The sequence below is a fragment of the Streptococcus parasanguinis genome, assembly GCF_032163505.1.
Classification (GTDB): Bacteria; Bacillota; Bacilli; order Lactobacillales; family Streptococcaceae; genus Streptococcus; species Streptococcus parasanguinis_V.
Genome location: NZ_CP134147.1, coordinates 220,199 through 246,975, shown reverse-complemented (window position 1 = coordinate 246,975; position 26,777 = coordinate 220,199). Strand labels below are relative to the sequence as shown.

General features: G+C 41.4%; 28 protein-coding genes, 1 tRNA gene and 1 other RNA gene. 11 read left to right on the top strand and 19 right to left on the bottom strand.

The window, feature by feature from the left end; translation table 11 throughout:
• Positions 1 to 121: 121 nt before the first annotated feature.
• The 6 genes from RIN70_RS01420 to RIN70_RS01395 all read right to left on the bottom strand — a co-directional run bounded on the left by RIN70_RS01420 (position 122) and on the right by RIN70_RS01395 (position 6,039).
• Positions 122 to 2,341, bottom strand: coding sequence for a RelA/SpoT family protein (locus RIN70_RS01420; RefSeq protein ID WP_013904522.1), 2,220 nt, complete (start codon positions 2,339 to 2,341; stop codon positions 122 to 124).
• A 172-nt stretch (positions 2,342 to 2,513) separates the two neighbouring features.
• Complete coding sequence (locus RIN70_RS01415) at positions 2,514 to 3,257, bottom strand: 16S rRNA (uracil(1498)-N(3))-methyltransferase (RefSeq protein ID WP_313790621.1); 744 nt, start codon at positions 3,255 to 3,257, stop codon at positions 2,514 to 2,516.
• Between the two features lies 1 nt (position 3,258).
• Positions 3,259 to 4,209, bottom strand: coding sequence for a 50S ribosomal protein L11 methyltransferase (gene prmA, locus RIN70_RS01410; RefSeq protein ID WP_049486462.1), 951 nt, complete (start codon positions 4,207 to 4,209; stop codon positions 3,259 to 3,261).
• 10 nt (positions 4,210 to 4,219) lie between these two features.
• Positions 4,220 to 5,116, bottom strand: a complete 897-nt coding sequence (locus tag RIN70_RS01405; RefSeq protein WP_049482800.1) for a GIY-YIG nuclease family protein — start codon at positions 5,114 to 5,116, stop codon at positions 4,220 to 4,222.
• Positions 5,113 to 5,556: an NUDIX hydrolase gene (locus RIN70_RS01400; protein ID WP_129824462.1), complete on the bottom strand. Its 444-nt coding sequence runs from the start codon at positions 5,554 to 5,556 to the stop codon at positions 5,113 to 5,115. The genes RIN70_RS01405 and RIN70_RS01400 overlap by 4 nt, the downstream gene beginning before the upstream one ends.
• A gap of 12 nt (positions 5,557 to 5,568) precedes the next feature.
• The gene (locus RIN70_RS01395) at positions 5,569 to 6,039 is read right to left on the bottom strand and encodes a DUF3013 family protein (protein WP_003009881.1); all 471 of its coding nucleotides are present in this window, start codon (positions 6,037 to 6,039) and stop codon (positions 5,569 to 5,571) included.
• A 114-nt stretch (positions 6,040 to 6,153) separates the two neighbouring features.
• Between RIN70_RS01395 and RIN70_RS01390 the strand changes: the two genes are divergently transcribed.
• The 11 genes from RIN70_RS01390 (at position 6,154) to RIN70_RS01340 (ending at position 14,837) form a co-directional block, all read left to right on the top strand.
• Positions 6,154 to 7,425: a replication-associated recombination protein A gene (locus RIN70_RS01390; RefSeq protein WP_003013609.1), complete on the top strand. Its 1,272-nt coding sequence runs from the start codon at positions 6,154 to 6,156 to the stop codon at positions 7,423 to 7,425.
• Between the two features lie 66 nt (positions 7,426 to 7,491).
• A non-coding RNA gene (gene ssrS, locus RIN70_RS01385) (6S RNA) lies at positions 7,492 to 7,684 on the top strand.
• A gap of 5 nt (positions 7,685 to 7,689) precedes the next feature.
• Positions 7,690 to 7,762: transfer RNA gene (locus tag RIN70_RS01380), tRNA-Lys, on the top strand.
• A 96-nt stretch (positions 7,763 to 7,858) separates the two neighbouring features.
• The gene (locus RIN70_RS01375) at positions 7,859 to 8,272 is read left to right on the top strand and encodes a helix-turn-helix domain-containing protein (RefSeq protein ID WP_313790768.1); all 414 of its coding nucleotides are present in this window, start codon (positions 7,859 to 7,861) and stop codon (positions 8,270 to 8,272) included.
• A gap of 315 nt (positions 8,273 to 8,587) precedes the next feature.
• Complete coding sequence (locus RIN70_RS01370; RefSeq protein WP_031576934.1) at positions 8,588 to 9,598, top strand: YeiH family protein; 1,011 nt, start codon at positions 8,588 to 8,590, stop codon at positions 9,596 to 9,598.
• Positions 9,599 to 10,116: 518 nt separating this feature from the next.
• On the top strand, positions 10,117 to 10,533 hold the full coding sequence (locus RIN70_RS01365) for a helix-turn-helix domain-containing protein (protein ID WP_225305933.1): 417 nt from the start codon (positions 10,117 to 10,119) through the stop codon (positions 10,531 to 10,533).
• Between the two features lie 217 nt (positions 10,534 to 10,750).
• Positions 10,751 to 11,266, top strand: a complete 516-nt coding sequence (locus tag RIN70_RS01360) for a DUF308 domain-containing protein (protein ID WP_155127159.1) — start codon at positions 10,751 to 10,753, stop codon at positions 11,264 to 11,266.
• A 610-nt stretch (positions 11,267 to 11,876) separates the two neighbouring features.
• Positions 11,877 to 12,410, top strand: coding sequence for a hypothetical protein (locus RIN70_RS01355; protein WP_201037030.1), 534 nt, complete (start codon positions 11,877 to 11,879; stop codon positions 12,408 to 12,410).
• A gap of 152 nt (positions 12,411 to 12,562) precedes the next feature.
• The gene (locus RIN70_RS01350; RefSeq protein ID WP_118095969.1) at positions 12,563 to 13,060 is read left to right on the top strand and encodes a hypothetical protein; all 498 of its coding nucleotides are present in this window, start codon (positions 12,563 to 12,565) and stop codon (positions 13,058 to 13,060) included.
• Positions 13,061 to 13,158: 98 nt separating this feature from the next.
• A complete protein-coding gene (locus RIN70_RS01345; RefSeq protein ID WP_272144443.1) occupies positions 13,159 to 13,716 on the top strand; it encodes a C1 domain-containing protein in 558 nt (185 codons plus the stop codon).
• An 11-nt stretch (positions 13,717 to 13,727) separates the two neighbouring features.
• The gene (locus RIN70_RS01340; protein WP_118095970.1) at positions 13,728 to 14,837 is read left to right on the top strand and encodes an SPFH domain-containing protein; all 1,110 of its coding nucleotides are present in this window, start codon (positions 13,728 to 13,730) and stop codon (positions 14,835 to 14,837) included.
• Positions 14,838 to 14,887: 50 nt separating this feature from the next.
• Here RIN70_RS01340 and RIN70_RS01335 read toward each other — a convergent pair whose 3' ends face one another.
• From RIN70_RS01335 to RIN70_RS01275, 13 genes are all read right to left on the bottom strand, one after another.
• The gene (locus RIN70_RS01335) at positions 14,888 to 15,595 is read right to left on the bottom strand and encodes a hypothetical protein (protein ID WP_003017225.1); all 708 of its coding nucleotides are present in this window, start codon (positions 15,593 to 15,595) and stop codon (positions 14,888 to 14,890) included.
• Positions 15,592 to 16,272: an ABC transporter ATP-binding protein gene (locus RIN70_RS01330; protein ID WP_272144446.1), complete on the bottom strand. Its 681-nt coding sequence runs from the start codon at positions 16,270 to 16,272 to the stop codon at positions 15,592 to 15,594. The genes RIN70_RS01335 and RIN70_RS01330 overlap by 4 nt, the downstream gene beginning before the upstream one ends.
• Before the next feature lie 289 nt (positions 16,273 to 16,561).
• Positions 16,562 to 17,848 carry a sensor histidine kinase gene (locus RIN70_RS01325; protein WP_241672902.1) on the bottom strand — a complete coding sequence of 429 codons (1,287 nt, stop codon included), beginning with the start codon at positions 17,846 to 17,848 and terminating at the stop codon, positions 16,562 to 16,564.
• Between the two features lie 30 nt (positions 17,849 to 17,878).
• Positions 17,879 to 18,613 carry a response regulator transcription factor gene (locus tag RIN70_RS01320; RefSeq protein ID WP_118228517.1) on the bottom strand — a complete coding sequence of 245 codons (735 nt, stop codon included), beginning with the start codon at positions 18,611 to 18,613 and terminating at the stop codon, positions 17,879 to 17,881.
• A gap of 909 nt (positions 18,614 to 19,522) precedes the next feature.
• Complete coding sequence (groL, locus tag RIN70_RS01315; RefSeq protein ID WP_070590330.1) at positions 19,523 to 21,148, bottom strand: chaperonin GroEL; 1,626 nt, start codon at positions 21,146 to 21,148, stop codon at positions 19,523 to 19,525.
• A gap of 21 nt (positions 21,149 to 21,169) precedes the next feature.
• Entirely contained in the window at positions 21,170 to 21,451 is a 282-nt protein-coding gene (gene groES / locus RIN70_RS01310; RefSeq protein WP_024055367.1) for a co-chaperone GroES, read from the bottom strand.
• Positions 21,452 to 21,580: 129 nt separating this feature from the next.
• Positions 21,581 to 21,874 carry a hypothetical protein gene (locus tag RIN70_RS01305; RefSeq protein ID WP_031572673.1) on the bottom strand — a complete coding sequence of 98 codons (294 nt, stop codon included), beginning with the start codon at positions 21,872 to 21,874 and terminating at the stop codon, positions 21,581 to 21,583.
• A gap of 98 nt (positions 21,875 to 21,972) precedes the next feature.
• Positions 21,973 to 22,827: a PTS system mannose/fructose/sorbose family transporter subunit IID gene (locus RIN70_RS01300; protein WP_037585172.1), complete on the bottom strand. Its 855-nt coding sequence runs from the start codon at positions 22,825 to 22,827 to the stop codon at positions 21,973 to 21,975.
• Positions 22,811 to 23,653, bottom strand: a complete 843-nt coding sequence (locus tag RIN70_RS01295; protein ID WP_014712796.1) for a PTS mannose/fructose/sorbose/N-acetylgalactosamine transporter subunit IIC — start codon at positions 23,651 to 23,653, stop codon at positions 22,811 to 22,813. Before RIN70_RS01295 ends, RIN70_RS01300 begins: the two co-directional genes overlap by 17 nt.
• Before the next feature lie 56 nt (positions 23,654 to 23,709).
• The gene (locus RIN70_RS01290) at positions 23,710 to 24,204 is read right to left on the bottom strand and encodes a PTS sugar transporter subunit IIB (RefSeq protein WP_000261775.1); all 495 of its coding nucleotides are present in this window, start codon (positions 24,202 to 24,204) and stop codon (positions 23,710 to 23,712) included.
• A 14-nt stretch (positions 24,205 to 24,218) separates the two neighbouring features.
• Positions 24,219 to 24,656 (bottom strand): PTS sugar transporter subunit IIA, encoded by a 438-nt coding sequence (locus RIN70_RS01285; protein ID WP_049472855.1) that lies wholly within the window; start codon positions 24,654 to 24,656, stop codon positions 24,219 to 24,221.
• A gap of 140 nt (positions 24,657 to 24,796) precedes the next feature.
• Positions 24,797 to 26,095: an ABC transporter substrate-binding protein gene (locus RIN70_RS01280; RefSeq protein WP_129824457.1), complete on the bottom strand. Its 1,299-nt coding sequence runs from the start codon at positions 26,093 to 26,095 to the stop codon at positions 24,797 to 24,799.
• Complete coding sequence (locus RIN70_RS01275) at positions 26,092 to 26,775, bottom strand: response regulator transcription factor (RefSeq protein ID WP_037585171.1); 684 nt, start codon at positions 26,773 to 26,775, stop codon at positions 26,092 to 26,094. The genes RIN70_RS01280 and RIN70_RS01275 overlap by 4 nt, the downstream gene beginning before the upstream one ends.
• Between the last annotated feature and the right edge of the window lie 2 nt (positions 26,776 to 26,777).

Below are 26,777 nucleotides of genomic sequence, written 5' to 3'. Positions count from 1 at the left end.
AACTTCAGACAAGGCAGCGAGACGCAGGCAGACTAGCTGAAAAACAACGGCTGTTCAGTTGCTTTTAGAGCAAGACAGCAAGGCGAGCTAACGAAGCTATAAAAGATAACTGAGTAGCCGATTAGCCGTTGGTACGCTTAACAGAGTAAACCTCCGGCACACTCTTAATCTTATCCACAACCGTTGTCAACATCGATAGGTTCGGAATCCCAAAGGAAATGTGGATATTGGCAAATTTCATGTCTTTGGTTGGTTGGGCATTGACAGTTGAGATCATCTTAGCTGTATTGGAGAGGACTTGGAGTACATCGTTAAGAAGTCCGGCACGGTTGAGTCCATAAATATCGATATGGGCGATGTAGTCTTTAGTCGTGTTGTTATCTTCCCATTCTACATCAATCAAGCGTTGCTCGTAGTTGTCTTGAGCGCGAAGATTCATGCAGTCTCGGCGGTGAATCGCGACACCACGTCCTTTGGTGATGTAGCCGACAATTTCATCGCCTGGAACTGGGTTACAGCACTTAGCAATCCGAATCAAGAGTCCAGAAGCTCCTTGGATAACCACGCCACCTTCATGACGGACCTTCAAGGTGTCTTTTTTATTTTCAACCTTGACCTCGCCACCTTTGACCAGCTCTTCTGCTTCTGCGCGTGCCTTGGCCCGCTCTTCTTCTCGGCGCTCATCCTCCGTCAAGCGGTTAAAGATGGTAATAGCCCCAATCTCTCCAAAACCAATCGCCGCAAACAAGGCTTCTTCTGTCTTATAGCTTGATTTTTGTAGCACTTTGTCCATGTGCTTTTTATCCATGAACTTATTGGCTACCAAGTCATGCTCGTGGAATTGGGCCATCAAGAGGTCACGGCCACGGTTAATCGACAATTCCTTGTCTTGATTTTTAAAGAATTGACGGATCTTGTTGCGCGCCTTGCTAGTTTTAACAAGGGTCAACCAGTCACGACTCGGACCAAAGGAATTGGCATTGGTGATAATCTCCACCTGATCTCCTGTCCGAAGTTTGGTATTGAGGGGCACCATCCGGCCATTGACCTTGGCACCAATCGCTTTTTCCCCAACCTTGGTGTGGATCTCATAGGCAAAATCGATCGGTCCGGAATCTTTGGGAAGCGAGCGCACGGTTCCGTCTGGAGTGAAGACGTAAATCTCTTCTGCCAGGATGTCTTCTTTTACATTTTCTACGAATTCCTTGGCATCGCCTGACTGGTCTTGGAGCTCCATCATCTCCTTGATCCAGTTCATCCCAATAGCAGATTCCTTACTGTTGACTTGACCTTTGATGCCTTTTTTATAGGCCCAGTGAGCCGCAACCCCGTACTCAGCGACTTCGTGCATTTCCTTGGTTCGGATCTGGAATTCAATCGGTCCTTTAGGGCCGTAGACAGTCGTATGGATGGACTGGTAGCCATTGGCCTTCCGGTTGGCAATATAGTCCTTAAAACGCCCTGGCATTGGCTTCCAGAGCTCATGGATGTAGCCTAGCATGGCATAGACATCGCTTGGAGTATCCAGGATACAGCGGATGGCAATCAAGTCATAGATTTCATCAAAGCGCTTCTTCTTATCCTGCATCTTGCGGTAGATCGAGTAGATATGCTTTGGTCGGCCATAAATTTTTCCATGCAAATGGCGTTCCCCAGCATAGGTCTCAATCTTGTGGACGACTTCTTCCACCAACTCTTCTCGCTCGCGACGTTTTTCCTTCATCATATGAGAAATCTTGTAGAATTCTGTCTCATTCAAATAACGGAAAGACAAATCTTCAAGCTCCCACTTGACACTGGAAATCCCGAGACGGTGGGCCAGTGGCGCATAGATCTCCATGGTCTCACGCGAAATGCGTTCTTGCTTATCTTTGCGCAAATGCTTGAGGGTACGCATATTATGCAAGCGGTCAGCTAATTTGACCAAGATTACACGAATATCTTGAGACATGGCCATGAGCATCTTTCGATGATTTTCAGCCAACTGCTCTTCGTGGGACTTGTACTTGACCTTCCCGAGCTTGGTCACCCCATCGACGATCACACGCACGTCATGACCAAATTCGCGCTCTAAATCATCTAAGGTTGCATCCGTATCCTCCACGACATCATGCAAAAAGCCACAGGCTACCGTCACAGCATCCAGTTTCAGCTTAGCAAGGATTCCTGCCACTTGAATCGGGTGAATGATATAAGGCTCACCAGACTGACGGAATTGACCACTATGGCAATCAACTGCATAGACCAAAGCCTTTTGCACAAAAGCAACATCCTCAGGTGATAAATATTTTTTTGTAAGGGCAACGACTTGGTCCCCAGTTAAATTCTCTTCTTTTGGCATTCGTTTTCTCCAGTTTCTTGGATACTATTTTAACACTTTTAGAAGCAGATGGGAACCAATGAAGCTACTTTAATATACGGTTACTACTCGAAGATCATTCTGGGATCCATCTTGCTTTCATCATTCGTAAAAATTTTTGTAAAAAAACTAACGAAGCGATTCCTTCACTTCGTTAGTTCATTAATTCTGTAACAACACTCACAGCGCTGAGAGCATAGAGTGGGGCTGTTTCTGCTCGTAAAATCCGAGGTCCAAGTCCTGCAAGGACTGCTCCTTTGGCTGCAAAACTTTCAATTTCTGCAGGAGAGAGGCCACCCTCTGGTCCAAAGATAAAGAGCAGTTTGCTTCCAGCTTCTATTCCGGTCAGCGACTGAAGTAAAGCTGCTGCCTCTCCTTCTTTGGCTGACTCTTCATAAGCCACTACGATAGAGTCAAACTGGTCCAGTTGGGCTAGAAAGTCTGCCTTTTTCTCAAAAAGGGTAATGCTTGGAACAAGATTCCGCTTGCTTTGTTCTGCTGCTCCAAGGGCGATTTTTTCTAGCTTCTCGACCTTTTTGCCCAATTTCTTGCCGTCCCATTTGGCGACTGACCAGTCTGCAGGAAAGGCCCATATCTGACTAGCACCCAGTTCTGTTACTTTTTGAGTGATAAACTCCAGCTTGTCTCCCTTGGGGAAGCCTGATGCGATGGTCACTTGGACTGGCAGTTCCACATTGTCTGCTAATTCCTCGATTAGTTCCAAATGACGGGTTTCTACATTGACCACGCGCGCCAAGCGCTTGATCCCATCATCAAAAACTAGTGTAACTTCGTCATCCTCTTTCAAGCGCATGACCTGAAACATGTGCTTGCTGGTCTCCTTGTCCTCGATAGTGACAGGTGAGCTAGCCAAACCTTTTACAAAATACTGCTGCATGCTAGCCTCCAATCACACCGGAGATATCCTTGGTCTTCTTGAAGACGCAGGCATTCCATTCCCCTTGGATCATGTGGGTTTCAAGGAAAAATCCAGCTGACTCAGCCGACTCACGTACCATGTCCCATTTGTCCTTGATAATTCCACTCATGATCAGGTAACCTTCGTCCTTGACCAAACGATAAGCATCATCTGTCAGATGGATAAGAATATCCGCCAAGATGTTGGCCACGATGACATCTGCCTCAATCTCCACGCCTTTCAGCAAATCGCCTGGAGCTACATGGATGTTTTCCATTCCCGGGTTGAGTTCAATATTTTCCTGAGCGACCCGAACCGCTACATCATCTAAGTCATAGGCGAAGATTTCCTTGGCACCTAGGAGTGAGCTAGCAATAGAGAGAACACCGGAACCTGTCCCCACATCCAGCACTGTTTCGCCACCACGAAGAACCTGCTCCAAGGCAAAGAGGCTCATCTTGGTTGTTGGGTGGGTCCCAGTTCCAAAGGCCATACCAGGGTCCAGCTTGATAATCTTTTCTCCCGCAGTCGCCTCATAGTCCGTCCATGACGGCACGATGGTCAAGTCATGGGTAATGCGAGCTGGTTCATAGTATTTCTTCCAGTTGTCGGCCCAATCTTCCTCAGCTAGAGCAGTCGTCCCCATCTTGACCTCACCCAGATCCATAAAGTCTGTCAATTCTGCTAAGCGAGCCTGCAAGTCCGCTTCAACCGCAGCTACATCGACCGTCTCCGGGTAGTAGGCGGTCACCACAATTTCTTCTTGCTGCTCGACATCAGGAAAAATCTCACCAAAGCGGTCGACATTTCCCACATAATCCATGCTGTCTTCGATTGCTACCCCTTGGGCGCCTAACTCGATCAAGAGGTTGGAGACTAGTTCCTCACCCTCACGCTTCACTGTAACTTTTAACTCTTGCCATGTTTCCATTTGATTCTCCTTAACAATCCATTGTTTCTTCTAATTCTTTTAAAGTCTTACCGTCCTTATTTTTCCAATCCGTTCGACCATTCGTATTCATGCCTAGTACAAAAGCGGCTGCGTAAGATGGACTGGAGAACAGTTGTTTTTCTTGTAAAACACCATCTTTAATCACATTTGATTTGATTAATTCCTTACGCAATTCTTTTAGACTTGCTGGTATTGCGGGTGAATCAACCTCATCCACTTGACTGCCTTCTAAAACAACAAAACCTTCCGAAGTCTGTTCGCAGATAGCTTCAATCATTCGATTTGATTTCTTTGTTTTTCGCTTCAAATAGAGATGAGTTGAATTTTCATTAGAAACATTCTGATCTGTTTTCTTGGTCATAGGAACAAACACTCGGTACCCTAAGGTTCCTACAATCATCAAAGTATTTTCTACAACCTCATCCAACTCAGACTGCTTTTCTTCTGTTACATTCCCAGAATTGGGCTCATTCCCATTTTTGACAATAAAGCGCCCCGCGTCCTTTGCTAGTTGTGTAAATTTATTTTCCAAGTAACTAATTTCTGTGGGACCAAAGGAAATATTCTGCGTCGTCAAAATAATCACATCATTAAAATAATCTGCATGGTTATCACGAGTATGTTCCTGAACACGTAAAAGGACACCTTCACCATTTTTGCGATTCGTCGCCTGCCCAATATAGGTAACATCCTTTTGCTTATTTTCATCACGACCAAATAAGAAATAAATGCCACTTTGCTTCATTTCGTCACGTGATTTTAAATCTGATAATTGAATGCGTGGAATTTTATAGATCACACCTGTCCAATTGGACAAGGTACATTTGATTATACCAGTAACTTCTCCATCCATGAGAAACATGTTGATATTTTTACTACGCTTCATCCTAATTTCTTCTCCACATAATCTCTCACCCGTTCTTGCAATTGGGGAACAACACGATCTGAAGTTAAAAACTCTTCAAAGCTCACTAACTTATAGCCCTGTCCCTCATCTCCAAAGTCAATGTGTTCAAACTCTTCTTGGGCTAGATTGCCAACTAGAAAAACGAACTGTTTCTTCTCATCCAAGATGCCAGGATAGATCTCGGACCATATCACTTCCTCTTTCGACAGTTGAATATTCAATTCCTCATAAACCTCACGCGCCACACACTCAAAAGGTGTCTCATTTCCTTCCCGACCACCACCTGGCAAGTCCCACATATTGGGGTAAGGAATCGTTTCTTTATCATCGCGCAAGATGGTCAAAATTTGCCCCTCACAAATCAAGGTAATTTTACAACCCGTAAATTCGAACCGCTCTTCTAAGCAATCCTCAAGCATGAGCTTTCCCTCCTAATATCTCGGATAGGGATAAAAGGTGCTTTCTTCTAGGCCAACTTTTCCTTCTTCAAAAACTTCTTGGTTCCAGACGATCTCAAAGCTCTCTGCTTCTTCGTCTGCTAAGAAATCCATGAGCTCATCCAAGGCCAGCTCGGCTGTATCTCGGAGGAAAGTCGCAAAATAGGCTAGAAACTCACGAGACAAGCCTTTTTTAGGCTCATAAGGAATCGCTGTTAAATAGGCATCTTCCTCCACATGAGACTTGGCTGGATTGTAGAAGAGCACGGCTTCTTCAAAGAAGATATCCTCGTCAGATTCTTCGCCAGCTTCATCAACCAGTGCAACCCCGCCTGTGTTTTGCGCTTCCAAGAGAAAAGCCACTTCTACCGCATGGTTTTTCTTATCCCAATTGATCTCAAAATCAAAAGGAAAAACCTTGTCCATCTCCTCTTCTAAAACATCCAAAAATCCGTATTTAGACATAGCGTCCTCTTTCTAATTTCCCACTCTTAGAGCGGAATATGATACAATAGTTACTACAATCTTACCATAAAAACCGTCTCTTTGAAAGGAGACAAAGCTAGAAAGGAGAAGGAAATGCCCGACAATCTCGCACTCCGTATGCGACCACGAACGATCGATCAAGTCATCGGTCAACAGCACCTGGTTGGAGAAGGCAAAATCATTCGTCGCATGGTCGAGGCCAATCGTCTGTCCTCTATGATTCTCTATGGACCTCCGGGGATCGGAAAGACCAGTATTGCTTCTGCGATCGCAGGAACGACTAAGTATGCCTTTCGGACTTTTAATGCAACGGTTGACAGTAAAAAACGCCTACAAGAAATCGCAGAGGAGGCCAAATTTTCTGGTGGCTTGGTCCTGCTCTTGGACGAAATCCATCGCCTCGATAAAACCAAGCAAGATTTTCTCCTGCCTTTGCTCGAAAGCGGTCTGGTCATCATGATCGGTGCAACGACTGAAAATCCCTTTTTCTCTGTCACACCCGCTATTCGTAGCCGCGTACAAATCTTTGAGCTGGAACCGTTGACGACGGAGGAGGTCAAGCAAGCTCTAAAAACGGCGCTGGATGATCCCGAGCGTGGCTTTGATTTTCCAGTCGTGCTCGATGAGGACGCTTTGGATTTCATCGCTACCTCAACCAATGGAGATCTTCGCTCTGCCTTTAATTCTCTCGATCTGGCTGTGCTGTCGACCTCTGAAAATGCAGAAGGGATCCGCCATATTACGCTAGAGATCATGGAAAACAGCCTCCAGCGCAGCTACATCACTATGGACAAAGATGGAGACGGCCACTACGACGTGCTCTCTGCTCTGCAAAAATCTATCCGTGGTTCGGATGTCGATGCTAGTCTCCACTACGCCGCTCGTTTGATCGAAGCCGGAGATCTACCCAGCCTCGCTCGTCGCTTGACTGTTATCGCTTATGAGGACATCGGTCTGGCCAATCCAGATGCGCAGATTCATACGGTAACAGCCCTTCAAGCAGCTGAGCGCATCGGCTTTCCTGAGGCTCGCATTCTCATCGCCAATATTGTCATCGATCTAGCCCTTTCGCCTAAATCCAACTCAGCCTACGTCGCAATGGACAAGGCGCTGGCTGATCTTAGAAGTTCTGGCAACCTTCCTATTCCTCGCCACCTCCGCGATGGTCATTATGCTGGAAGCAAGGAACTGGGAAATGCGCAAAACTATAAATACCCTCACAACTACCCTGGCAACTGGGTCAATCAGGACTACTTGCCAGACAAGCTCAAACACGCTTCCTACTTTATTCCCAATGAAAATGGCAAGTACGAGCGTGCTCTCGGAGCCACCAAGGAGAAGATTGATCAATTTAAGAAAAAGTGACATCGGTTTCAAAAAATTGAGATTTTTCCTTGAAATATTTTCAAAATGTGGTATCATATACATATAGAAACGCTGTGGTGTACGACTTCACACTTAAGTGTTGACCGACTATTTTTTGTATTATTAGGGAAACAAAAGACTTCTGGCAGTATGCAGGCCGTTTCACGCGGAAGCAGCTAAGTCAGAGCGAGTTGCCCACCTGCTTAATTGCGCGGGTTCAATACAAATCGTGAAGTATCGGCACCAATACAGCTTTTTATATTTGCCTCCTTAGCTCAGTTGGTAGAGCAGTAGACTCTTAATCTATGGGTCACAGGTTCGAGCCCTGTAGGGGGCATCTACATACAACAGGAAAAAGCCTTGATTTACAAGGCTTTTTTGTTTGTCTATAACTGATTTGCCCCATCATTTGCCCCACATTTTTTTATGAGCAATCTTTCCAGACATCTCTGATTACGAAAAACAAAAAAGCTATCCTACCTTTGCAAATTTGGATAAGATAGCAGAATATTTTAATGCAACTCCAACCCAACTATTTGGAACTAGTAAAGAGATTGAGTTAGAAAAGAGTGTTCTTGAATCTAATGAATACTCTGATAAAGTAAGTGAGATTTTAAAAGCTGTCAAATACATCGAAGATTTTCTAGAAACTGATGGACAGTACTTAGAGGATTTACTTTACTTAACAAGAGGCAACCAACTATACACAGAAGATGGAGATGAGTTGTATATTGATCCAACTTCTCAGAAAAGAACACTTCATAACCAATATGAACCTGGTTTTATTGAAGCAAGGGATAAATCTCCACTAGAACTCTTAATTGAAAATAAGGACCTATTAGATTAAAAAAAGCGAGGATATGTACTGATCCCAAAAGTTAGATTTTTTCTGTCTAACTTTTGGGGTGCAGTACATTTTCAACTCTCTTATTTATTTTCTTATCTCACATAATTACTTCACATATCCAGGCTCATCAAATTCATTTTTTTCAATAACATATGCCACATTTGCATCCTTATTGATCAAAGAACATATATCTATTAAACTACAAAAGCTCTCTGACCGCAAAATTCCGTTAATTTACAACCTTATTCCTACTTTCTATTTTACTTTTCTGACAGATAAGATTATAATAAGAAGTATTTATTTTCGGAGGTTTTTATGTCATTTCTATCAAAAAATTGGGCAGGACTGTTAGCCTGTCTGATCATTTCTATCATCTCTTGGGTTTTAGGAGGCTTTCTGCCTGTTGTGGGAGCACCTGTTTTCGCCATTTTTATCGGAATGATTCTCTACCCCTTTCTCACTCCCTATAAACAACTGGATGCTGGTTTGACTTATAGCTCCAAAAAATTGCTTCAGTATGCTGTTATCTTACTTGGTTTTGGACTCAATATCTCTCAAGTTTTCGCAGTTGGAAAATCTTCCCTTCCTGTCATCCTTTCGACTATTTCTATCGCTTTAATTATTGCTTTCTTTTTCCAACGATTTTTTAACATGGATACAAAGCTAGCTACCTTGATTGGGGTAGGCTCTTCTATCTGTGGCGGTTCTGCCATTGCAGCGACTGCTCCTGTTATTCACGCCAAGGAAAAAGAAGTAGCCCAAGCCATTTCTGTTATCTTTTTCTTCAATGTCTTGGCAGCTCTTATCTTTCCAACTCTAGGTTCTTGGCTCCATCTCTCCAACGAAGGTTTTGCTCTCTTTGCGGGTACTGCGGTCAACGATACTTCCTCTGTAACAGCCACAGCTAGCGCCTGGGATAGTCTGTATCATACCAATACTCTAGAATCTGCAACCATTGTCAAACTGACTCGTACCTTAGCTATTATCCCTATTACTCTCTTCCTCTCCTATTGGCAAAGCCGTCAACAAGACAACAACCAAGGAGTAAAGCTTAAAAAAATCTTCCCCGTTTTCATTCTCTACTTCATCCTAGCTTCTCTGCTAACTACCGTCCTTACTTCTTTTGGTGTTAGCAATAGCTTCTTTTCACCTCTCAAACAGCTCTCCAAATTCCTCATCATCATGGCTATGAGTGCTATTGGTCTCAAAACTAACCTCGTTGCTATGATCAAATCCAGTGGAAAATCCATTCTTCTTGGAGCCCTTTGCTGGATTGCTATCATCCTGACTAGTCTTGGCATGCAATTACTCATCGGTATTTTCTAAGAAAAAAGGGAGCCTAAAGGCTACCTCAGAACGTAGACAGACGTCATTTTTGGCGTTTGTCTTTTTGTATGTTCAAAGATATTTTGTCTTATCATCTACTATTCCATCCAAAAATCTGATTTAAAGCAAAATAAAAAGGGATATTCCCTATCCATTTCGATAATTTTTTCATTAATTTGTTTTTCCATTTTATCCTCCGATTAGTCTCGCACTGATATTTATTGATAACAACACTATATTTCTAGTATAGCATAATCATTAGATATTATAGGTTTTCAAACCAAATGAGAGTCATTCGTTTTTGCCCCATTTTTAAATCATGACATTGGAAATACCTAAAAGTACTTCCCTAAAATCACTTATATTTCAATATTTTTAATTACTCTCAATATGAAAATCCTTTCCAAATCCATGCAGGGGGCATCTAAATCAACAGGAAAAAGCCTTGATTTATAAGGCTTTTTTGCTTGTCTATAACTGATTTGCCCCATCATTTGCCCCACATTTTTTTATGAGCAATCTTTCCAGACATCTCTGATTACGAAAAACAAAAAAGCTATCCTACCTTTGCAAATTTGGATAAGATAGCAGAATATTTTAATGCAACTCCAACCCAACTATTTGGAACTAGTAAAGAGATTGAGTTAGAAAAGAGTGTTCTTGAATCTAATGAATACTCTGATAAAGTAAGTGAGATTTTAAAAGCTGTCAAATACATCGAAGATTTTCTAGAAACTGATGGACAGTACTTAGAGGATTTACTTTACTTAACAAGAGGCAACCAACTATACACAGAAGATGGAGATGAGTTGTATATTGATCCAACTTCTCAGAAAAGAACACTTCATAACCAATATGAACCTGGTTTTATTGAAGCAAGGGATAAATCTCCACTAGAACTCTTAATTGAAAATAAGGAATTGTTTGATAAATAGAAAAAGCGAGGATAACCTCGCTTCAGATTGAAGTTAAAATCTTTAGAAGACACTTTTATAAGGACTTTGTCTTCAATCTGTGAAAAGGAGTGAAAACTCCTTTTCTTTTTGTAAGTCAGACTGAAACTTCCAAATTGTTTATTTATTTTATTGACATTTTCTATAAAAATAAGTACAATAGTTTTATTAGAAACTATACTATATAGGGGGTATTGAAATGAAATTTTCTAATCGTTTACTGCTATTCCTTGCAGGAGTTGTTTTTGTCCTTTTAGGACTTTTCCTATTTACAAACCCAGTAGCTAATCTTGTTGCTTACAGCTGGTGGATTTCATTTGGTTTACTGGTTTCTTCTATAGCAGCTATTTTAGGCTATTTCTCTGCACCAAAAGAGCTTCGCTCACCTTTTTATCTTTTCCAAGGATTTGTTAGTCTTCTCTTAGCTCTTTACCTCGTTGCTTATGGCTTTGTGACCCTGCCGGTCGTCATTCCGACCATTGTAGGAATTTGGTTAATTGTAGAAGCCATTATTGCTTTCTTTAAAGGCAATCGTCTAGGATTGATTTTCCCTATTATTGGTAGCAATATCACGTGGGTAGCCTTGCTTGAATTTTTACTAGGTCTAGTGATTCTGTTCAATCCAGTGGCTACAGGTGTCTTTGTCGTTTATGTCATTGCCTTTTCATTTTTAGTTACTGGCTTCACCTACATTATTGAGGCCTTTCGTAAATAGTCTAGTTGCTATTTCTATCGCATTCAAAAAAGCTGGGAAATCATATTCTCAGCTTTTTCGTCTCTTTAATTATCACTTTTTCGCATTCCATTCTACGTAGAAATTTGTTTTTCCATTTTATTCTCCAATTTGATCTCGCACTGACATTTATTTATAACAAAACTATATATCTAGAATAGCATAATCATTAGGTATTATAGGTTTTCAAACAAAATACGAGTCATTCGTTTTTGCCCCGCTTTTGCCCCATTTTTAAATCCTGACATTGAAAATACCTAAAAGTATTTCCCTAAAATCAGCTATATTTCAACATTTTTGTTTATTTTCAATATGAAAAGTTCTTACAAATCCATGTAGGGGGCATTTTTTATGCACAAAAAGCCTTGAGAACCAAGGCTTTTTTGCTTGTCTTAAGAGTATTTAGCTCACTTTTTTAGATACTATAATGTAGCCTACGAAGTTAAATCATTCTGCACCATTGTTATTCCATTTAAAATAAAAACCACCTTTGAACCCTACCAAACAATTGACAGTTCTTCACCGAATCCGCTATGATAAGGGTACTTGAAATTCCGAGTTTTCATAGCATTTAAAATGTAAGGAGTCCAAAATGAAAATCTATTATTCAAAATATGTCGGATATGGCTTTTTGGCTTTTGCCTGTGCGCTCTTTATCCACTTAGCTTTTTTATCGCTCCTAGGTTTTGAGGGAATTCCCAAAGTCAGTTTCGTCACCCTCATTCAGATCCTTTTATTTCTAATTGCGATCTATGCAACCATTGCTGGGATCAAAAGACTGACTAGCCGTCAGATCGCTTTTGAACTGACTTCTGATGGGATCCATGCTTATCAGGGAGTGATCCTGACAAAAGATATCTTTATCCCCAAGGAAGATTTGGTGAGTGCAGCCTATAAAGTGGCTGACGTTAGTGACCCCGATCACCAAAATAGTAAGAGTTATTTTATCGAATTTCAGCTGAGGGAAAATACTGCACTAGAAAATCTCTCAAAATCTAATACGATCATTGACACAGAGCACCATACCGTAAAACTCTTCGTCAATTTTTGTAAATTTAAGGAAGAAGATTGGCAAAACCTATCCAAGTACTTGACGAACGAATACCATTTACAAATATTCGACTAACTTGATTGTAGCTATCAAATCAAAAAACGTTTACCTTGTTCAACCGATCTTATTAAACGTAAAAAATGAATTCATCTTTTTCTAGTGAAAGGGTTTTCTTCCCGGTGTGTAATATGATATAATAACCATATAAATGAAAAAGGAGTTTTTTTATGAAAAAAACAGGTAAAGTTTTAGGTTTGGGAATTTCACTATTAACTATCTCAACTTTAATGGCTTGTAGCTCTATTTCAAAACTACACTCGTCATCAAAAGAAGATAAAACAGAAGCTACTTCTAGCACTTCCGAAAAGAAAGGGATCATAGATAAAGCAAAAGAAAAATTGGGTGTTGACAAATTTGACCCTCAGGATACATCTGATCAAACAATCGAATCCATCAAAACCTATGAGGATTACTTGATAATGTATGAAAAGATTATACAAGATTATTTTGATCAATGTGAAGCTGTGTATAAGGAAAAAGGCCTAGGCGATGATGCTTCTTTTGAAGAACAGAAAAAATCTTTAACTCAATCAATGGAAGATCAGAAAAAACAATATGGTGCATTAAAGAACTCTCCAATTCAAGGAAAAGAGCATATTGTCCAATTTCTTAAAGAATACAGAGACTCTCTCAAAGAGTTGGTTGATCAATTAGCAGCTAGCTAAGCAAGAGAATCTTCTAATTTCCAAGGAAAACCGGTCCCTGGGGTCGGTTTTTTATGAACATTCATTTAAAACAAATTTGCTCTATAGGGGAGAAAAAAATGGATTATCAACTATTACCTCATGAATTTATGATAATGCACAGCGACCACGTTTGTTTTGGGAACTCAACCACTTTAACAGACGAATTGATTTTGACAAATCTAAATTTAGTCCATATTAAAAAAGGAATCTTTGGAGGAAAGAAAAGTCAACAATTGATTCCTATTAATCAAATCAAATTGTTCGAGGGAAAACCACAGGTTTCGGTCTGTAAAGTAAATGGATCAAAACGCTTAGAAATATACTACAATGGAGGCCAAGTCGTTTTTGGGTTCGATAACGCTAAAGATACCGACAAATGGGCTTCCAATTTAATTAAGCTTGTAACAGGAGATACAAGTAATTTTGATAAGTTAGGAGATAGTAGCCTGTTTGGACTAGATGTTTTAGCTGAAACTCTAAAAGATACTTTTAACGTCTTTAAAACAGGATTAGGAATTAAAGAGAAAGAGCCTGAAAGAATCACCACAAAGTGTACTTTTTGCGGAGCTCCTTTGTCAGGATTAGCTAAACAAACAGTAAGATGCTCATATTGCGATATGGAACAAAATCTATAGGAGAGTAACAAATGGGATTTATTAAAGCAGTAACAGATTCAATTGGTGGTACATTTGCTGATCAGTGGAAAGAAATCATTACAGTTCAAGCTTTTGACGAACATACAGCAGTAAGCCCTGGTATTCTTCAGGAAAACAACAACGGTAGAGGGGTTAATAATAAGGGATCTGTAGGCGTTATCTCCAATGGTTCTAAAATTTTTGTCCCAGAGAATACAGCCGCTTTTATCTTTAGCCAATCCGGAATCGAGGAAATCATTACTAAACCAGGTGGATACGAATACCAAAATGGAGAAAATAGTATCTTTAATGGTGACGGAATAAAAAAATCACTTTTCGATAATGTAGTAAACCGTGTTGGTTTTGGTGGCCAGAGTGATCAACAAAAACAGATTTCTTTTGTAAATTTACGAGAGATCCGGGATATTAAATTCGGAACCCGCGGACCCGTTATGTATAACGATTTGTTTTATGGAGCTGACTTAGAAGTGCGAGCATTCGGTACATTCTCTATTCAAATTACAGATGCAGAACGATTTGTCCGCAACTTTCTTCCTGCAAATGTTAGTTATTATACGTTTGATAGCCTGCAAGCGAGGTCCCAAATTGTAACTGAATTTTTACAATCTTTTATTGTAGCTCTAAATTCTCTATCTACTACTTACCGAATTTCACAATTACCATCACAAGCAACAGTTCTAGCAAACCAAGTAGCTTGTGATAATCAATATGCTGGAACTTGGAAAGAACGTTTTGGTTTTGAAATTATAAAAGTAGCTATTGCAAATATCGAATTCTCACCTGAATCTAAGGAGTTAGTAAAACAATTTTCATCCAATAAGATGAACTTAAAAGCATATGATGATGTATCACAGAAATCATCTAATATTGCAGCCCAACAAAAGATCGCTTCGGGAATTGAACAGCATGGTCTCGGAGATGGCCCTGGAATGATCTTTGGAATGAATATAGCTCAACAATTAGATGACAGAGCAAGCAAGCCGACGATGACTTTTGACGAACAAATAGAGATGCTGACAAAGTTAAAATCACTTTTAGATGCAGGCATTCTATCTCAGGATGAATTTGACCAAAAGAAAAAAGAAATCATGGATTTATAATAAGAAAATGAGTAGGGGTAACTCCTACTCATTTTCTTATTTAACTGTTCTTAGTTCCCCATTTTCCCTTTGGGTACGAGCAGATAGAAAAATAGCAAATTCAATCCAAATACAGCAACAAAGAGCGCCAATTGAGAGACATCGATCGTTTGTTTCTCGGTCAAATCTTGGATCAGCTTTGTATAATAATAGCCCGGGAAAGCCCGTTGTAGCTTGCCAACCAGGTCCATAAATCCTCCACTTGCGCCAAGCGTATCAAAGGGAATAATGGTCATAGCAGCCAAAATAATGACAGGAAAGCCAATGGTATCAATCGTCTTGGCATCTACTCTTACCCCAAGAACAAAGCCAATCACGCTAAAGTATATCCCCATCAAGGATAAGAGGAAAAATTGCACCAACAGGCTAGTCGTCACTGGAAAGTGAAAACCTAGAACAGCAACTACTAGTACTGCTAAAAAGATCAAGCTGTTCAGAATCAGTTGTACGATCGATTGATCCCATAAATAGTTCTTGACACTATAGCTTGTAAAGTGGGATTCAAAAGAATAAAACCCAATATCTGAGGCGATACGCTTACTAAAAGTTGCAAGGCTATTGCCAATGACCCCGATAAATACGGCAATACCTAATAAAATACTTGGCGAAACTCCTTTTTGAAGCTGATCAAAGAAGATATACCAGCCTATGGGTAAAATAATGGTGAATAATACAAAGCGCTTATTTCGTAAAACTTGTTTTAATTGAATCTTTTTCATGCTTGTTCCCCTCCTTTATTCATCTCTTCTCGGAAATACTGCTCAATGGTTTGACCAGCCTGGTGAATGTCCTCAACAGACTTTGTGGCAGCAATTCGACCATCTTTTAAAATCAAGACTTTTGTAAAAAAGGCATCAATTTGGTTGAAATCATGGGTCACCACAACAGATGTAAACTCTTGCTGCTCCAGCAATTTCCAAAAATTATCCACTGCTTCCAAGTCCATGCCAGTCGTTGGCTCATCTAAAAAAATCAACTTTGGATGATTCAAAATAGTTACCAACAAGGACAAGCGTCTCTTTTGACCACCGGAAAGACTTCCTACCATCTGCTCTCTTGATTCTCTTAATTCGACCATTTCTAAGAGTCCATTGATATCAGCCTGCTTCAGCTGATTCATCCGGCTTTTTAATTCGACGAATTCAGCAAGGGTTAGATCCTCGATGAGCAGATCCCCCTGAGGCATCATCCCAATTTCTCTTTGAAAATCAAGCGAAGTCTTTATCGTCCCCGAATCGGCCTGGAGCTGTCCAGCGATAATATTGAACAGGGTGCTTTTACCTGCCCCATTATTTCCTAGCAAGGCAATTTTGTCTCCTTCTTCTATCGAAAAAGACACCCCTTTTAATACTGTCTTCTCCTTAAATGATTTTGTAATAGATGCGACCTGAAACATACGATCCCTCTTTTCTTATTGATCTTGTGTACAGTATACTTCAAAGAGGCAGGCTTTGTGGCTCTCTGTCAGAATCGGTCAGAAAATCGTCGTGAATGGTCAAAAAAGAGGCTGGGACAAAAGTCCTAGCCTCTCAATTATTTTTGGATTGTCGAGCAAGACGCAGTGGTTGAGTGGGCTCTACTACGCTGATTTCATCAGCTTTTACAGCCCTACTCAACTGTGCGGAGGTGGGACGACGAAATCGAATTCTAACGAATGACCGATTTCTGTCCCACTCTCTCTTCCATTATTCCTTCCAAAAGGTCAGGCTTTGGGTAAATCGGTAGTTTGAACTCTTGGTAGACACTGTCGTTTTGGGATACTTTTCCAGTAATTGTTGGATCTTGTACAATCCAAGACCGCGGCCCTCTCCTTTACTCGAGTAGTCTTTTTCAAAAATTCTCGCCAGATCTATTTTTTCAGCTTTTGTACTATTTTCAACTATTAAAATAAGGGAGTTCGTCTCCTGGAGCATGGCAAGAGTCAGCTGGGGGTCCTCTGATTCAAGACTCGCTTCGATAGCATTGTCACAAAGGATGGATAAGAAGGTGATGAAATCTAAAACCTCGATGAATAAATCTCGAACAGGTTCATCGATCTCGACAGAGATCCCAATCCCTTTGTTTTGAGCCTCCAATAATTTTGCGGACAGAACACTTTTTACAGCTGGATTTTCAATGTGACTGAGTTTGGCAATATCAAACTTGCTATCGTAAAATTGTTGGCCACTCTCTCGAAGAACATTCTCATAGACTTCCCTGATCGCATTGAGATCTTCATGCTCAATACTTAACTTGAGACTGGTTAAAATATTCAGGTAATCATGACGAAAGGCACGAATCTCCCCATAGAGCATTTCGACGTGTTGGCTATAGGTGGCTAACTCCTGCAGTTGCCTATCTTTTTGCTCTAGAATCTCTTGTTTCAATCGTTCTTTGGACACTGCATTGAAATACAAGAGCATCACAAAAAACAAAATCAGATAAATACTATTTAACTGTTCCCGTAAAGCATCTGCATGAGGAATAGCATCCTCAAAAACCACCAGACCTACAACACTGAGCAAATACACAAACATGGAAAGATTCATTGGGAGTAAGAAACGATTAAAATACTGCCGTTGAAACCCTACTTTCAAATCTGTAAAATCTAGTTTTAACAATTTAGTGATTCCTATATAAACAGGAAAGACCAACAATTCAAGTAGAGCATCATACCAGCTGACAGATGCCTCATGAACAAGTACAATCCCGAGCATCGGAAAGACATAAAAGGCTAGGAGGCGCCCAATGAGACTCTCCATGACAACCGGGTAGAGCCCGTAAAAAATATTCAAAAGGTGTCGTATGTTACGATTTCGATAGAAACTATAGGCAATAAATACTAAGAAATAGCCAAAAAAGCCTACCGGTGGCACAAGGGTAAAGATAATTGCAAAGAAGAAGGGGCACAAAAAGAGCCAGCGCAAGGTGAACTCTTGTCTACTGATATGACGATAGATCAGCATGCTGACGAAGAACTTTAGGTAAGACATTAGAATATCTAACAGCAATTCTTTCTCCCTCTATTTTTTCAAAGCTTCCAGTAAGCCTCTATACTTGGTCCGTGAGATCAAGCAATTGTCTCCATTTTCAAAAAAAGCTTTCTTGGCTTCTTTATCAATCTTCGTAATATTTTGCGGATTCACCACAAAGGAGCGGTGGCACCGATACAAGCGGGGATCTGCTTTTTCGATATCGGCAATACTAGCGTAAAATTCCAAGCGCTCTTCCTGGGTGTGTAAAATGACCTTGTGAATGGCTGGAGACGTTTCAACATACAAAATCTTATTAAAAGGAACTTGTACACGCGCCATCGCACTCTCAAACGTAAAGGCATCTTGCGCAATCGTGGTCCCAGCTTGCTCCAAGGTATAGTCGATGGCTGAGCTGATTCTCTCTTTGAACTCTTCCTCACTCAGCGTTTTATCGATAAAATCCAAGGCAGCTACTTTGTACTGAAAGGTAATGGGCATGAATTCAGAGTGAGTGGTGACAAAGACAATGGTCGCATGGGGGTCTTTCTTACGAATCTCTTTTGCGATCTCCAGACCTTTTTTCTCCTCACCTTTAATCTCGATATCTAAAAAGAATAGGTGATGGGCGCCTCTCTCTGTGATAGCATCCAGCAACTGGCTTGACTTCCCAAACACTTCTGGCGCTTTGCATTGCAAGAATTTTTGACGGATGAGATCCTGCAAGACCGCTTCGATACGCGATTGTTGGATCCATTCATCTTCTAACACAAAAATCTTCAACAAAGTCCTCACTCCTTCCCCTCTACGAATATGTTCTATTTTACCATAAATGATGCCTGCTGAGCCACTCTTTCAAAAGAGACTTAATAGCCCTTCTACCTTTTCTCCTTAACAAAAAAACTCTCCCGGAGGAATCCGGAAGAGCTTGCGCAAGGGGAATTTGAAAAATATTTTTTAATATGAAAAAGGTCGATAAAATCTATGCTATGTTCAAACTCTCATTTTACTAACAGCGATATTACGATCAAGTTTTATTGTCAATAGACATGTATGTGGGAAGTTCTCCCCTTGCAACAATGTAGACCTGTGATCTACTCTTACTAGTATACACTAGAATTATTACAAAATCAGTTAATTTGTATTGCAATTTGTTGGCAAATATCCCTCTGCCTGAAAACACCGCAAATGCTTGATTCCCAAGCATCTACGCAAGTCCTCTTTAATTAGTATTTATCATTTCTGTTACAAAATTTAAAATAAAAATATTATTCCATAACAAATGAAAATCCCAAAGCACGATAAAAAGAGGCTGGGACAAAAGTCCTAGCCTCTCAATTATTTTTGGATTGTCGAGCAAGACGCAGTGGTTGAGTGGGCTCTACTACGCTGATTTCATCAGCTTTTACAGCCCTACTCAACTGTGCGGAGGTGGGACAACGAAATCGAATTCTAACGAATTACCGATTTCTGTTCCACTCTCTTTGAGCTAGTAAGACGATTAGCCAGACCGCACAATAGCGGCTGGCGTCAAATGATTCGTGCTTTAGAACCAATCATGGGTATCAGGTTACGACAGAAAATAAAGAAGGCCGATAACGCCTTCTTTATTTTCTTAGTAAGACACTTCGGCAAGGCACCATGATGCTTGCCGTAGCCTAATGAGGTGCTTCAGCACCCATTAGGCTACGTGTCTTACATCATCCCCCCCATCATGCTTGGATCCATTCCTGGTCCTGCTGGGGCTGCTGGTTCTGGTTTGTTGGCTACGACTGCTTCGGTCGTCAAGATCAGACTCGCTACGGAAGCGGCGTTTTGAAGGGCTGAACGGCTCACCTTCACTGGGTCGATGATTCCTGCATCAATCATATTCACCCATTCACCTGTTGCAGCATTGAAACCTGTTCCGACTTCGGCATTTTTCAAGCGATCAATCACAATAGATCCTTCGTAACCGGCATTGTGGGCAATTTGGCGCACGGGTTCTTCCAAAGCACGAAGAACGATATTGCGTCCTGTTGCTTCATCCCCTTCTAATTCAAGGGCTGCGACTGCAGAGATGACATTGACAAGAGCTGTACCACCTCCGGCAACGATCCCTTCTTCAACGGCTGCGCGAGTCGCATTAAGGGCATCTTCGATACGGAGTTTCATTTCTTTCAATTCTGTTTCTGTTGCAGCACCAACCTTGATTACGGCAACGCCACCAGACAATTTAGCCAAACGTTCTTGTAATTTTTCACGGTCAAATTCAGAGGTTGTGGTTTCGATTTGTGACTTGATGACCGCAACACGGTTAGCGATCGCTTCTGGGTTACCAGAACCTTCGACAATGACAGTACTGTCTTTATCGACTGAAACTTTAGCTGCTTGACCAAGGGCTTCAATGGTTGCATCTTTCAATTCAAGACCGAGATCTTCTGTGATAACAGTTCCACCTGTCAAGATAGCGATATCTTCTAGCATGGCTTTGCGGCGATCACCAAATCCTGGTGCCTTAACAGCTACGACATTAAAGGTACCGCGGATCTTGTTCAAGACAAGTGTTGGAAGAGCTTCGCCATCTACATCATCTGCGATGATCAAGAGTGGACGGTTGCTTTGAAGAATGCTTTCCAACAATGGCAAGATTTCTTGGATGTTTGAGATCTTTTTGTCAGTGATCAAAATGTATGGATTTTCAAGATCTGCCACCATTTTTTCATTATCAGTGACCATGTATTGTGAGAGGTAACCACGGTCAAACTGCATGCCTTCAACCACTTCAAGCTCGGTTTCCATTCCACGAGACTCTTCAATGGTGATGACCCCATCTTTGCCAACTTTTTCCATGGCTTCAGAGATGTACTCACCGACTTTTTCAGAACGAGAAGACACAGCAGCTACTTGAGCAATCGCTTCCTTGCTCGATACTGGAATCGCATTGTTTTTCAAAGCTTCTACTGCTGTTGCAACAGCGGTCTCGATCCCACGGCGGATGCCAATTGGGTTAGCACCTGCAGTGACGTTTTTGATCCCTTCACGGACGATAGCTTGAGTCAAGACCGTTGCGGTCGTTGTACCGTCACCTGCGATATCATTGGTCTTAGAAGCCACTTCTGACACCAATTTAGCACCCATATTTTCAAAATGGTCTTCCAATTCAATTTCTTTTGCGATGGTCACCCCATCATTTGTGATCAAGGGTGAACCAAATGATTTTTCAAGAACCACATTGCGCCCTTTAGGGCCCAACGTAACTTTCACTGTATCTGCTAAGACATCGACACCACGGACCATTGCAGAACGTGCATCAGATGAAAATTTAATATCTTTTGCCATTTCTCTTACCTCTTTCTTCTCTTACTCTACAATTGCAAGAATGTTTGCTGTTCCAACGATGGTGTAGGTTTCTTCCCCATCTTTCACTTCAATTCCTGCATGGCTTTCAACCAAAACGTGGTCTCCTGCTTTTACAGCTGGAGCGATGAGTTCACCACTTAGGGTACGCACACCTTCACCAACGGCAACCACTTCAGCTGTTTTTGTATCGGCCTTGCTCGCACCTGCGAGGACAAAACCTCCAACAGTCTGTTCTTTTTCTTCTACTTTTAAGACCACACGGTCTCCTAATGGTTTTAACATGTTCATTCCTCCATACGTGTTTTTAGCACTCTCTATACGTAAGTGCTAACTTATGTTTCTATTGTATCACTTGGTCAGAAATAGTCAAGAAAAAAACACCTCAAAAATAGATGAGATGTTTCTAAAATTTCAATTTAAAATTGTCAATTTTTGATTGAAATCATCGATCACTTTTTGAAGATTGATCCGCCCGCGGTAGATGCCATATCCAAAAACAATCATGCCTAAAATTCCAATCAAGGCTAGTAAAATCCCGAGGATCAAGAGTGGAAGGAAACTTTTGTGAAAGAGATAGATCAATACCACACCAATACTGGCAATGATAAAGAGTAAGCTGAACCAACGACCAAGGTTTTCAAGCATGTGGCGTTGGTACTTGATTTCTGTTTCATATCCATTGACAAGTTCTTGTTTTGTAACCATGGGATTCCTCCTGATAAAAATTGAGAATGAAGTGCAAGTAAAGGAGGTCCATTCACTTCATTCTCAAAAACTCCTACTAGCAAATTCGTTTTTTTACCTTAGTATTTAAGATGTGGGTCAAAGATACCAAGGGCAACACCGATCAAAGCCACTACAACGAGAAGTAACATAACTTTGTTTGGTGAAATTTTTTTCTTAGACATCAACCACCAGCAAAGAGTGATGAAGGCTGCTGTCAAGAGACCTGGATAAACACCATCGATCTTTTCTTGGATGTTCAAGAAGACTTTTCCTTCAGAATTCTTGAATTGAAGGGCTGTTGTAACAGATACCCAAGTAGCTGCTACGGCACCGATAACCATACCACCGACGACGCTGATCGCTTTACGAAGAGCTTGTCCTTTTGGTCCTACAAGGAATTCAACGGCTTTATCCCCTAATTGGTAACCTTTGAAGAAGGCAAAGCGCATACCAAAGTAGACTAAGAGGTTCCATACGACGATGTAGAAGAGGGCACCAGCGACGTTACCACCTTTAGAAAGTCCAAGGGCAATCCCCAAGAGAACTGGGATCAAGGTACCAACAACCAATGAGTCACCAATACCAGCGATTGGTCCCATCAAACCGGCACGCATACCGTTGATGGTTTCGCCATCCACTGCATCTCCGTTTGCACGCGCTTCTTCCAAACCAGCTGTGATCCCTACAACAAGAGATCCAAGTTGTGGTTCAGTGTTGAAGAAGGCCGTATAGGTTTGCATAGCATCCTTTTGTTCTTCTTTTGTGTCATACATTTCTTCTACGATTGGAAGCATAGAAGTCAAGTACCCGAAGGTTTGCATATGTTCTTGAGAGAAACAAGTCAAATGACCATAATACCAATGATGGAATGCTTTTGCTAATGTTTTCTTTGAAATTTTCTTTCTATCAGCCATTTTAAATATCCTCCTCATCATCGTCTAGGTCCACCACTCCGGCTGGAGCAGCTTTCATCGATTTGATCACTTCAAGTTCATAGTAGATTACTGCAAAGATTAATGAAACAACGGCACTGGATACCAAGTTCAATCCGAGAGATTTTGCCAAGGTAAATCCAACAAAGAATGGAATGAAGTCAGTTGCTTCTGTAACAATTTGTTTCAACAAGATGGCAATACCGACACATGGGAGAAGAGCACCGACTGTAAAGAGGGCTTTCATCCAGTAACCATCCATAGGAAGGTATTGTTTCATCAAATCAACCATGTTTTCACCGTATTTGGTGATAATCATTGTTGGAAGGAAAGAGAAGAGGAAGTGAGAGATCCAAGGGTAAACCCAGTCAACTGCGTAGAGTTTTTTGAAGTTTCCTTCTTCAACGGCTTTCCAACCAATGTGTTGCCAAACCAAGTTCATAGTAGCGGTACCGTAGAAAAGAACTGTACCAATTGTCCCAACGGCTGCACCGATTGGAGCTGCAGCTGCGGCGATTCCTGCTTCATCTGTGATGTTATTAGCATGCACAAACAAGATAGCAAGAGGAACACCGATGTAAGAGATGGCACGCACATCGGCAGATACGGTACCACCAGGTGTTACCAAGGCGATATAAACGACTTGAAGGGCAACCCCGACCATAATACCGGTTGTCACATCTCCAAGAATTAAACCTGAAATCAACCCACCGATCAAAGGACGACCGAGTGTATAGTTCCCGATACTGGAACCTCCCATACCAGGCATTGAAGACAAGCTGGCGAAAATACCAAGCAAGATTGCTTGAATCCATGAAATTGTCATAACAAACGCTCCTTTTGTTTGTAAATTTATTTACCTAACAGATCAGACTGTTAGTTTTAAAAACCAAATTTTGATTTGAAATCATCCCAATACCCGATGGAAACATCTGGCAACAATTGGAATTTCACCTTGTAGCCTGCTGCTTGAATGGCTTGGAAGGCTTCTGCTTCTTCCTGAGTGATGGATTGGTTATTTCCCAATTTCACAGCTCCAGGACGATCATTTGCAGGGCCAACAATGATTTCTTTGACATCACCTGGGACAAACCCTTGGTCGACCAAAATTTCCTTCATATCGATTGGATTTTTGGTGATTAAGAAGTAACGACTATCTGATTCTGTTACTTTTGCTGATTTTTCCTTAAAGGCTTCCTTTGTCCATACAAAGGTTTTCTTGTCTGATGCGCCTTTGTAAGCTTGGATCAAAACCTTGTTTGATGCTGCTGCATCGTTTACGGCAATCAAACCATCACATGGTTTTTCTTTTGCCCAGCGTGTGACTGTCTGACCGTGAATCATGCGATCATCAATCCGTACAAATGTTACTACCATAAGGTACCTCCCTATTAAATATCGTCATCATCTTCTTCAGCACTAGTAGCTGAAACTTCAAAAGGCTGTAGTGCAGATCGTGCTTCTGATAAGATGGTAGCTGACAAATCGTCTCCATCCAACACATCCTTCATCACAACTGCCGTCAAGGCCATGGTGAGGTTCATCCCACCAAGGATCAAGGCTCCATCGAGCTTTCCAGCTTCTTCTAGAACCGTGGCTGCAGTGGTTAATGGACTACCACCTACGATATCTGCCAAGACCAAAACAGAATCATCAGCTGTCAATCCTGAAATGCTCTCTCTGAAATCAACTGCGAAGTCATCGACCGATTTTCCTTCTTTGAGTCCAACTGCGATGACTTGATCCATCTTATCACCAGCAAACATGGCTAGTGATGTCTTTAGACCTTCTGCCAGTCCACCATGACTGACCAAAACGAGGTATTTCATTTTGCTACGCCTCCTTTATTTGACTCTATTGTAGATTATTTGAAAGCGTTTTTACATTGTCAAATGTCACATTCCTAATATGACATTTAGCAATAAAAAAATGACATCTGTCACTTGACAAAATGCCATCTTATTTTACTCTAAACTCCTACCTGTAGACTACTTTCAATCTCCCTCTGAATTTGAGGCAAGCGGTTCTCAACATCTTGATCGCGCAAGGCATTGCCAATCAAGTAATCTAACTTTTCTAACACCTCTTTTGAGACATTTTTCGGACTACTTTCAACAGCTTGTTCCATAATGCGGTTCAAGGTCTGATTGGTCAAGGAATCCGTCCCAAAATCATCTACCTGCAAAAGGTCTTTACTAGAGCGACTCTTGACTACCTGTGGCATGACAGAGATCCCCTGGGATTGGGCAAAGAGAGTTTGTTGAATTTCTGGATCCTCTGTTAAGAGTTGCATCAATTCCCAAGACAACTTGGAATGAGAACTTCGAGCCGACATAGCAAAAGAAGTCGTCGTGACCAAGGTTGCCTTGGTCGTTTTTGACTTAGCAGGCATCGGGATACAGGTCCAGGTGAAGTTTGAATATTTAGAAACGTGGTAGGGATAAGGTTTATAGGTCCGATATTGGGCCAAGGTCATGGGATAGAAGGCGACTTTTCCCTGGTCAAAATCTTTAGAACTCACCTTGTAATTTTTATTTAGATCTTCCAATTTTTGCAGAAAAGTCAGAGACTCTTTGACTTCTGGAGCTGTCAGCTTGAGCATGCCACCCTGGAAGAGATGACCTCCATTTGCCGCTAAGGCTTCTTTCCAGGTGTATTCTGTACTTCCAAATTGGTCCAATTGCCCATCCCCATTGGTATCCTTGGTTAGTTTCTTGCAAATCGTATAGAACTCTTCAAGGGTCCAACCTTCTTTGGGAACCGCGATGCCTTCTTTATCCAAGAGATCTTTATTGACACACATCAAAATCGGATTGCTTTCATAAGGTAAGGCATAGGTTTGCCCCTGATAGACACCCGATTCAAAGGCAACAGGATAAAAGGCAGCTTGATCTTTTCGATCCATATAGCCGTTTAACTTTTCTAGCACTCCTCGCGCTGCTAATAAGGTAAGATCTTGCTCAGAGACCATAAACACATCTGGCGTCTTTCCTGAGACAATCTTTTCAGAGAGCCAGTCTGAATAATCTGACTGCGGAATCCCGTTTTCATACTCTACACGGACGTGGGGATGGGATTTTTCAAATTTTTGAATCGCACGATCCAAGGCATGGGAACGTTGACTGGTCGGCACATCCCAGCTAGAACCTGCATAAACGCCGATATGGAGTACGGTCGGTTGCTGTTTCCACCAATAAAAACCTGCGCTCACACAGAGCACAACAAGGAGACCAATCCCCCAACAAAGATGCTTTCGCTTCAATTTCATTCTGTATTTCCTTTAGAAAAATCACGTCTCGTCACTCCTGTTTGGACTGACCAGATCGCTAATTGCGTTCGATCTCGTAGGTTTAATTTCGCCAAAATCGTTGATAAGTAATTGCGCACGGTTCCTTCTGACAAGAAGAGTTTGGCCGCAATTTCTTTATTGGACTCCCCATAGCCAACTTCTTGGATAATGCGCCATTCTGTTGTGCTCAAATCCTTGACATTGTCCTCATCTACAGCAATAGAGAAGTTGGTTTTGGCCATTTGTGAGAAAATTTGAAAGACTTTACTAGCGATATTCGGGTTGATCATTGCTCCGCCTTGATACACCACCTTAATCGCTTCATAGAGTTCCTCTGTCGAGGCTCCCTTTAAAAGATAACCTGAAGCACCATACTTGAGTGCACTATAGATAAATTCATCATCGTCAAAGGTCGTTAAAATAATAATTTTGATATCCGGATAGTGCTCTTTGACTTCTTTTGTTGCCAAAACCCCATCCATGCCTGGCATCCGAATATCCATTAAGATCAGGTCAGGATGTGTCTGTGGAATGCTAGACAAGACGTGATTCCCATCTTCCACTGTGGCCACCACTTCGATATCGGGGTGGGCTGACAAAATAATTTTCAGAGATTCTCGAATCAAGGCCTGGTCATCTGCCACCATTACTTTTATCACCA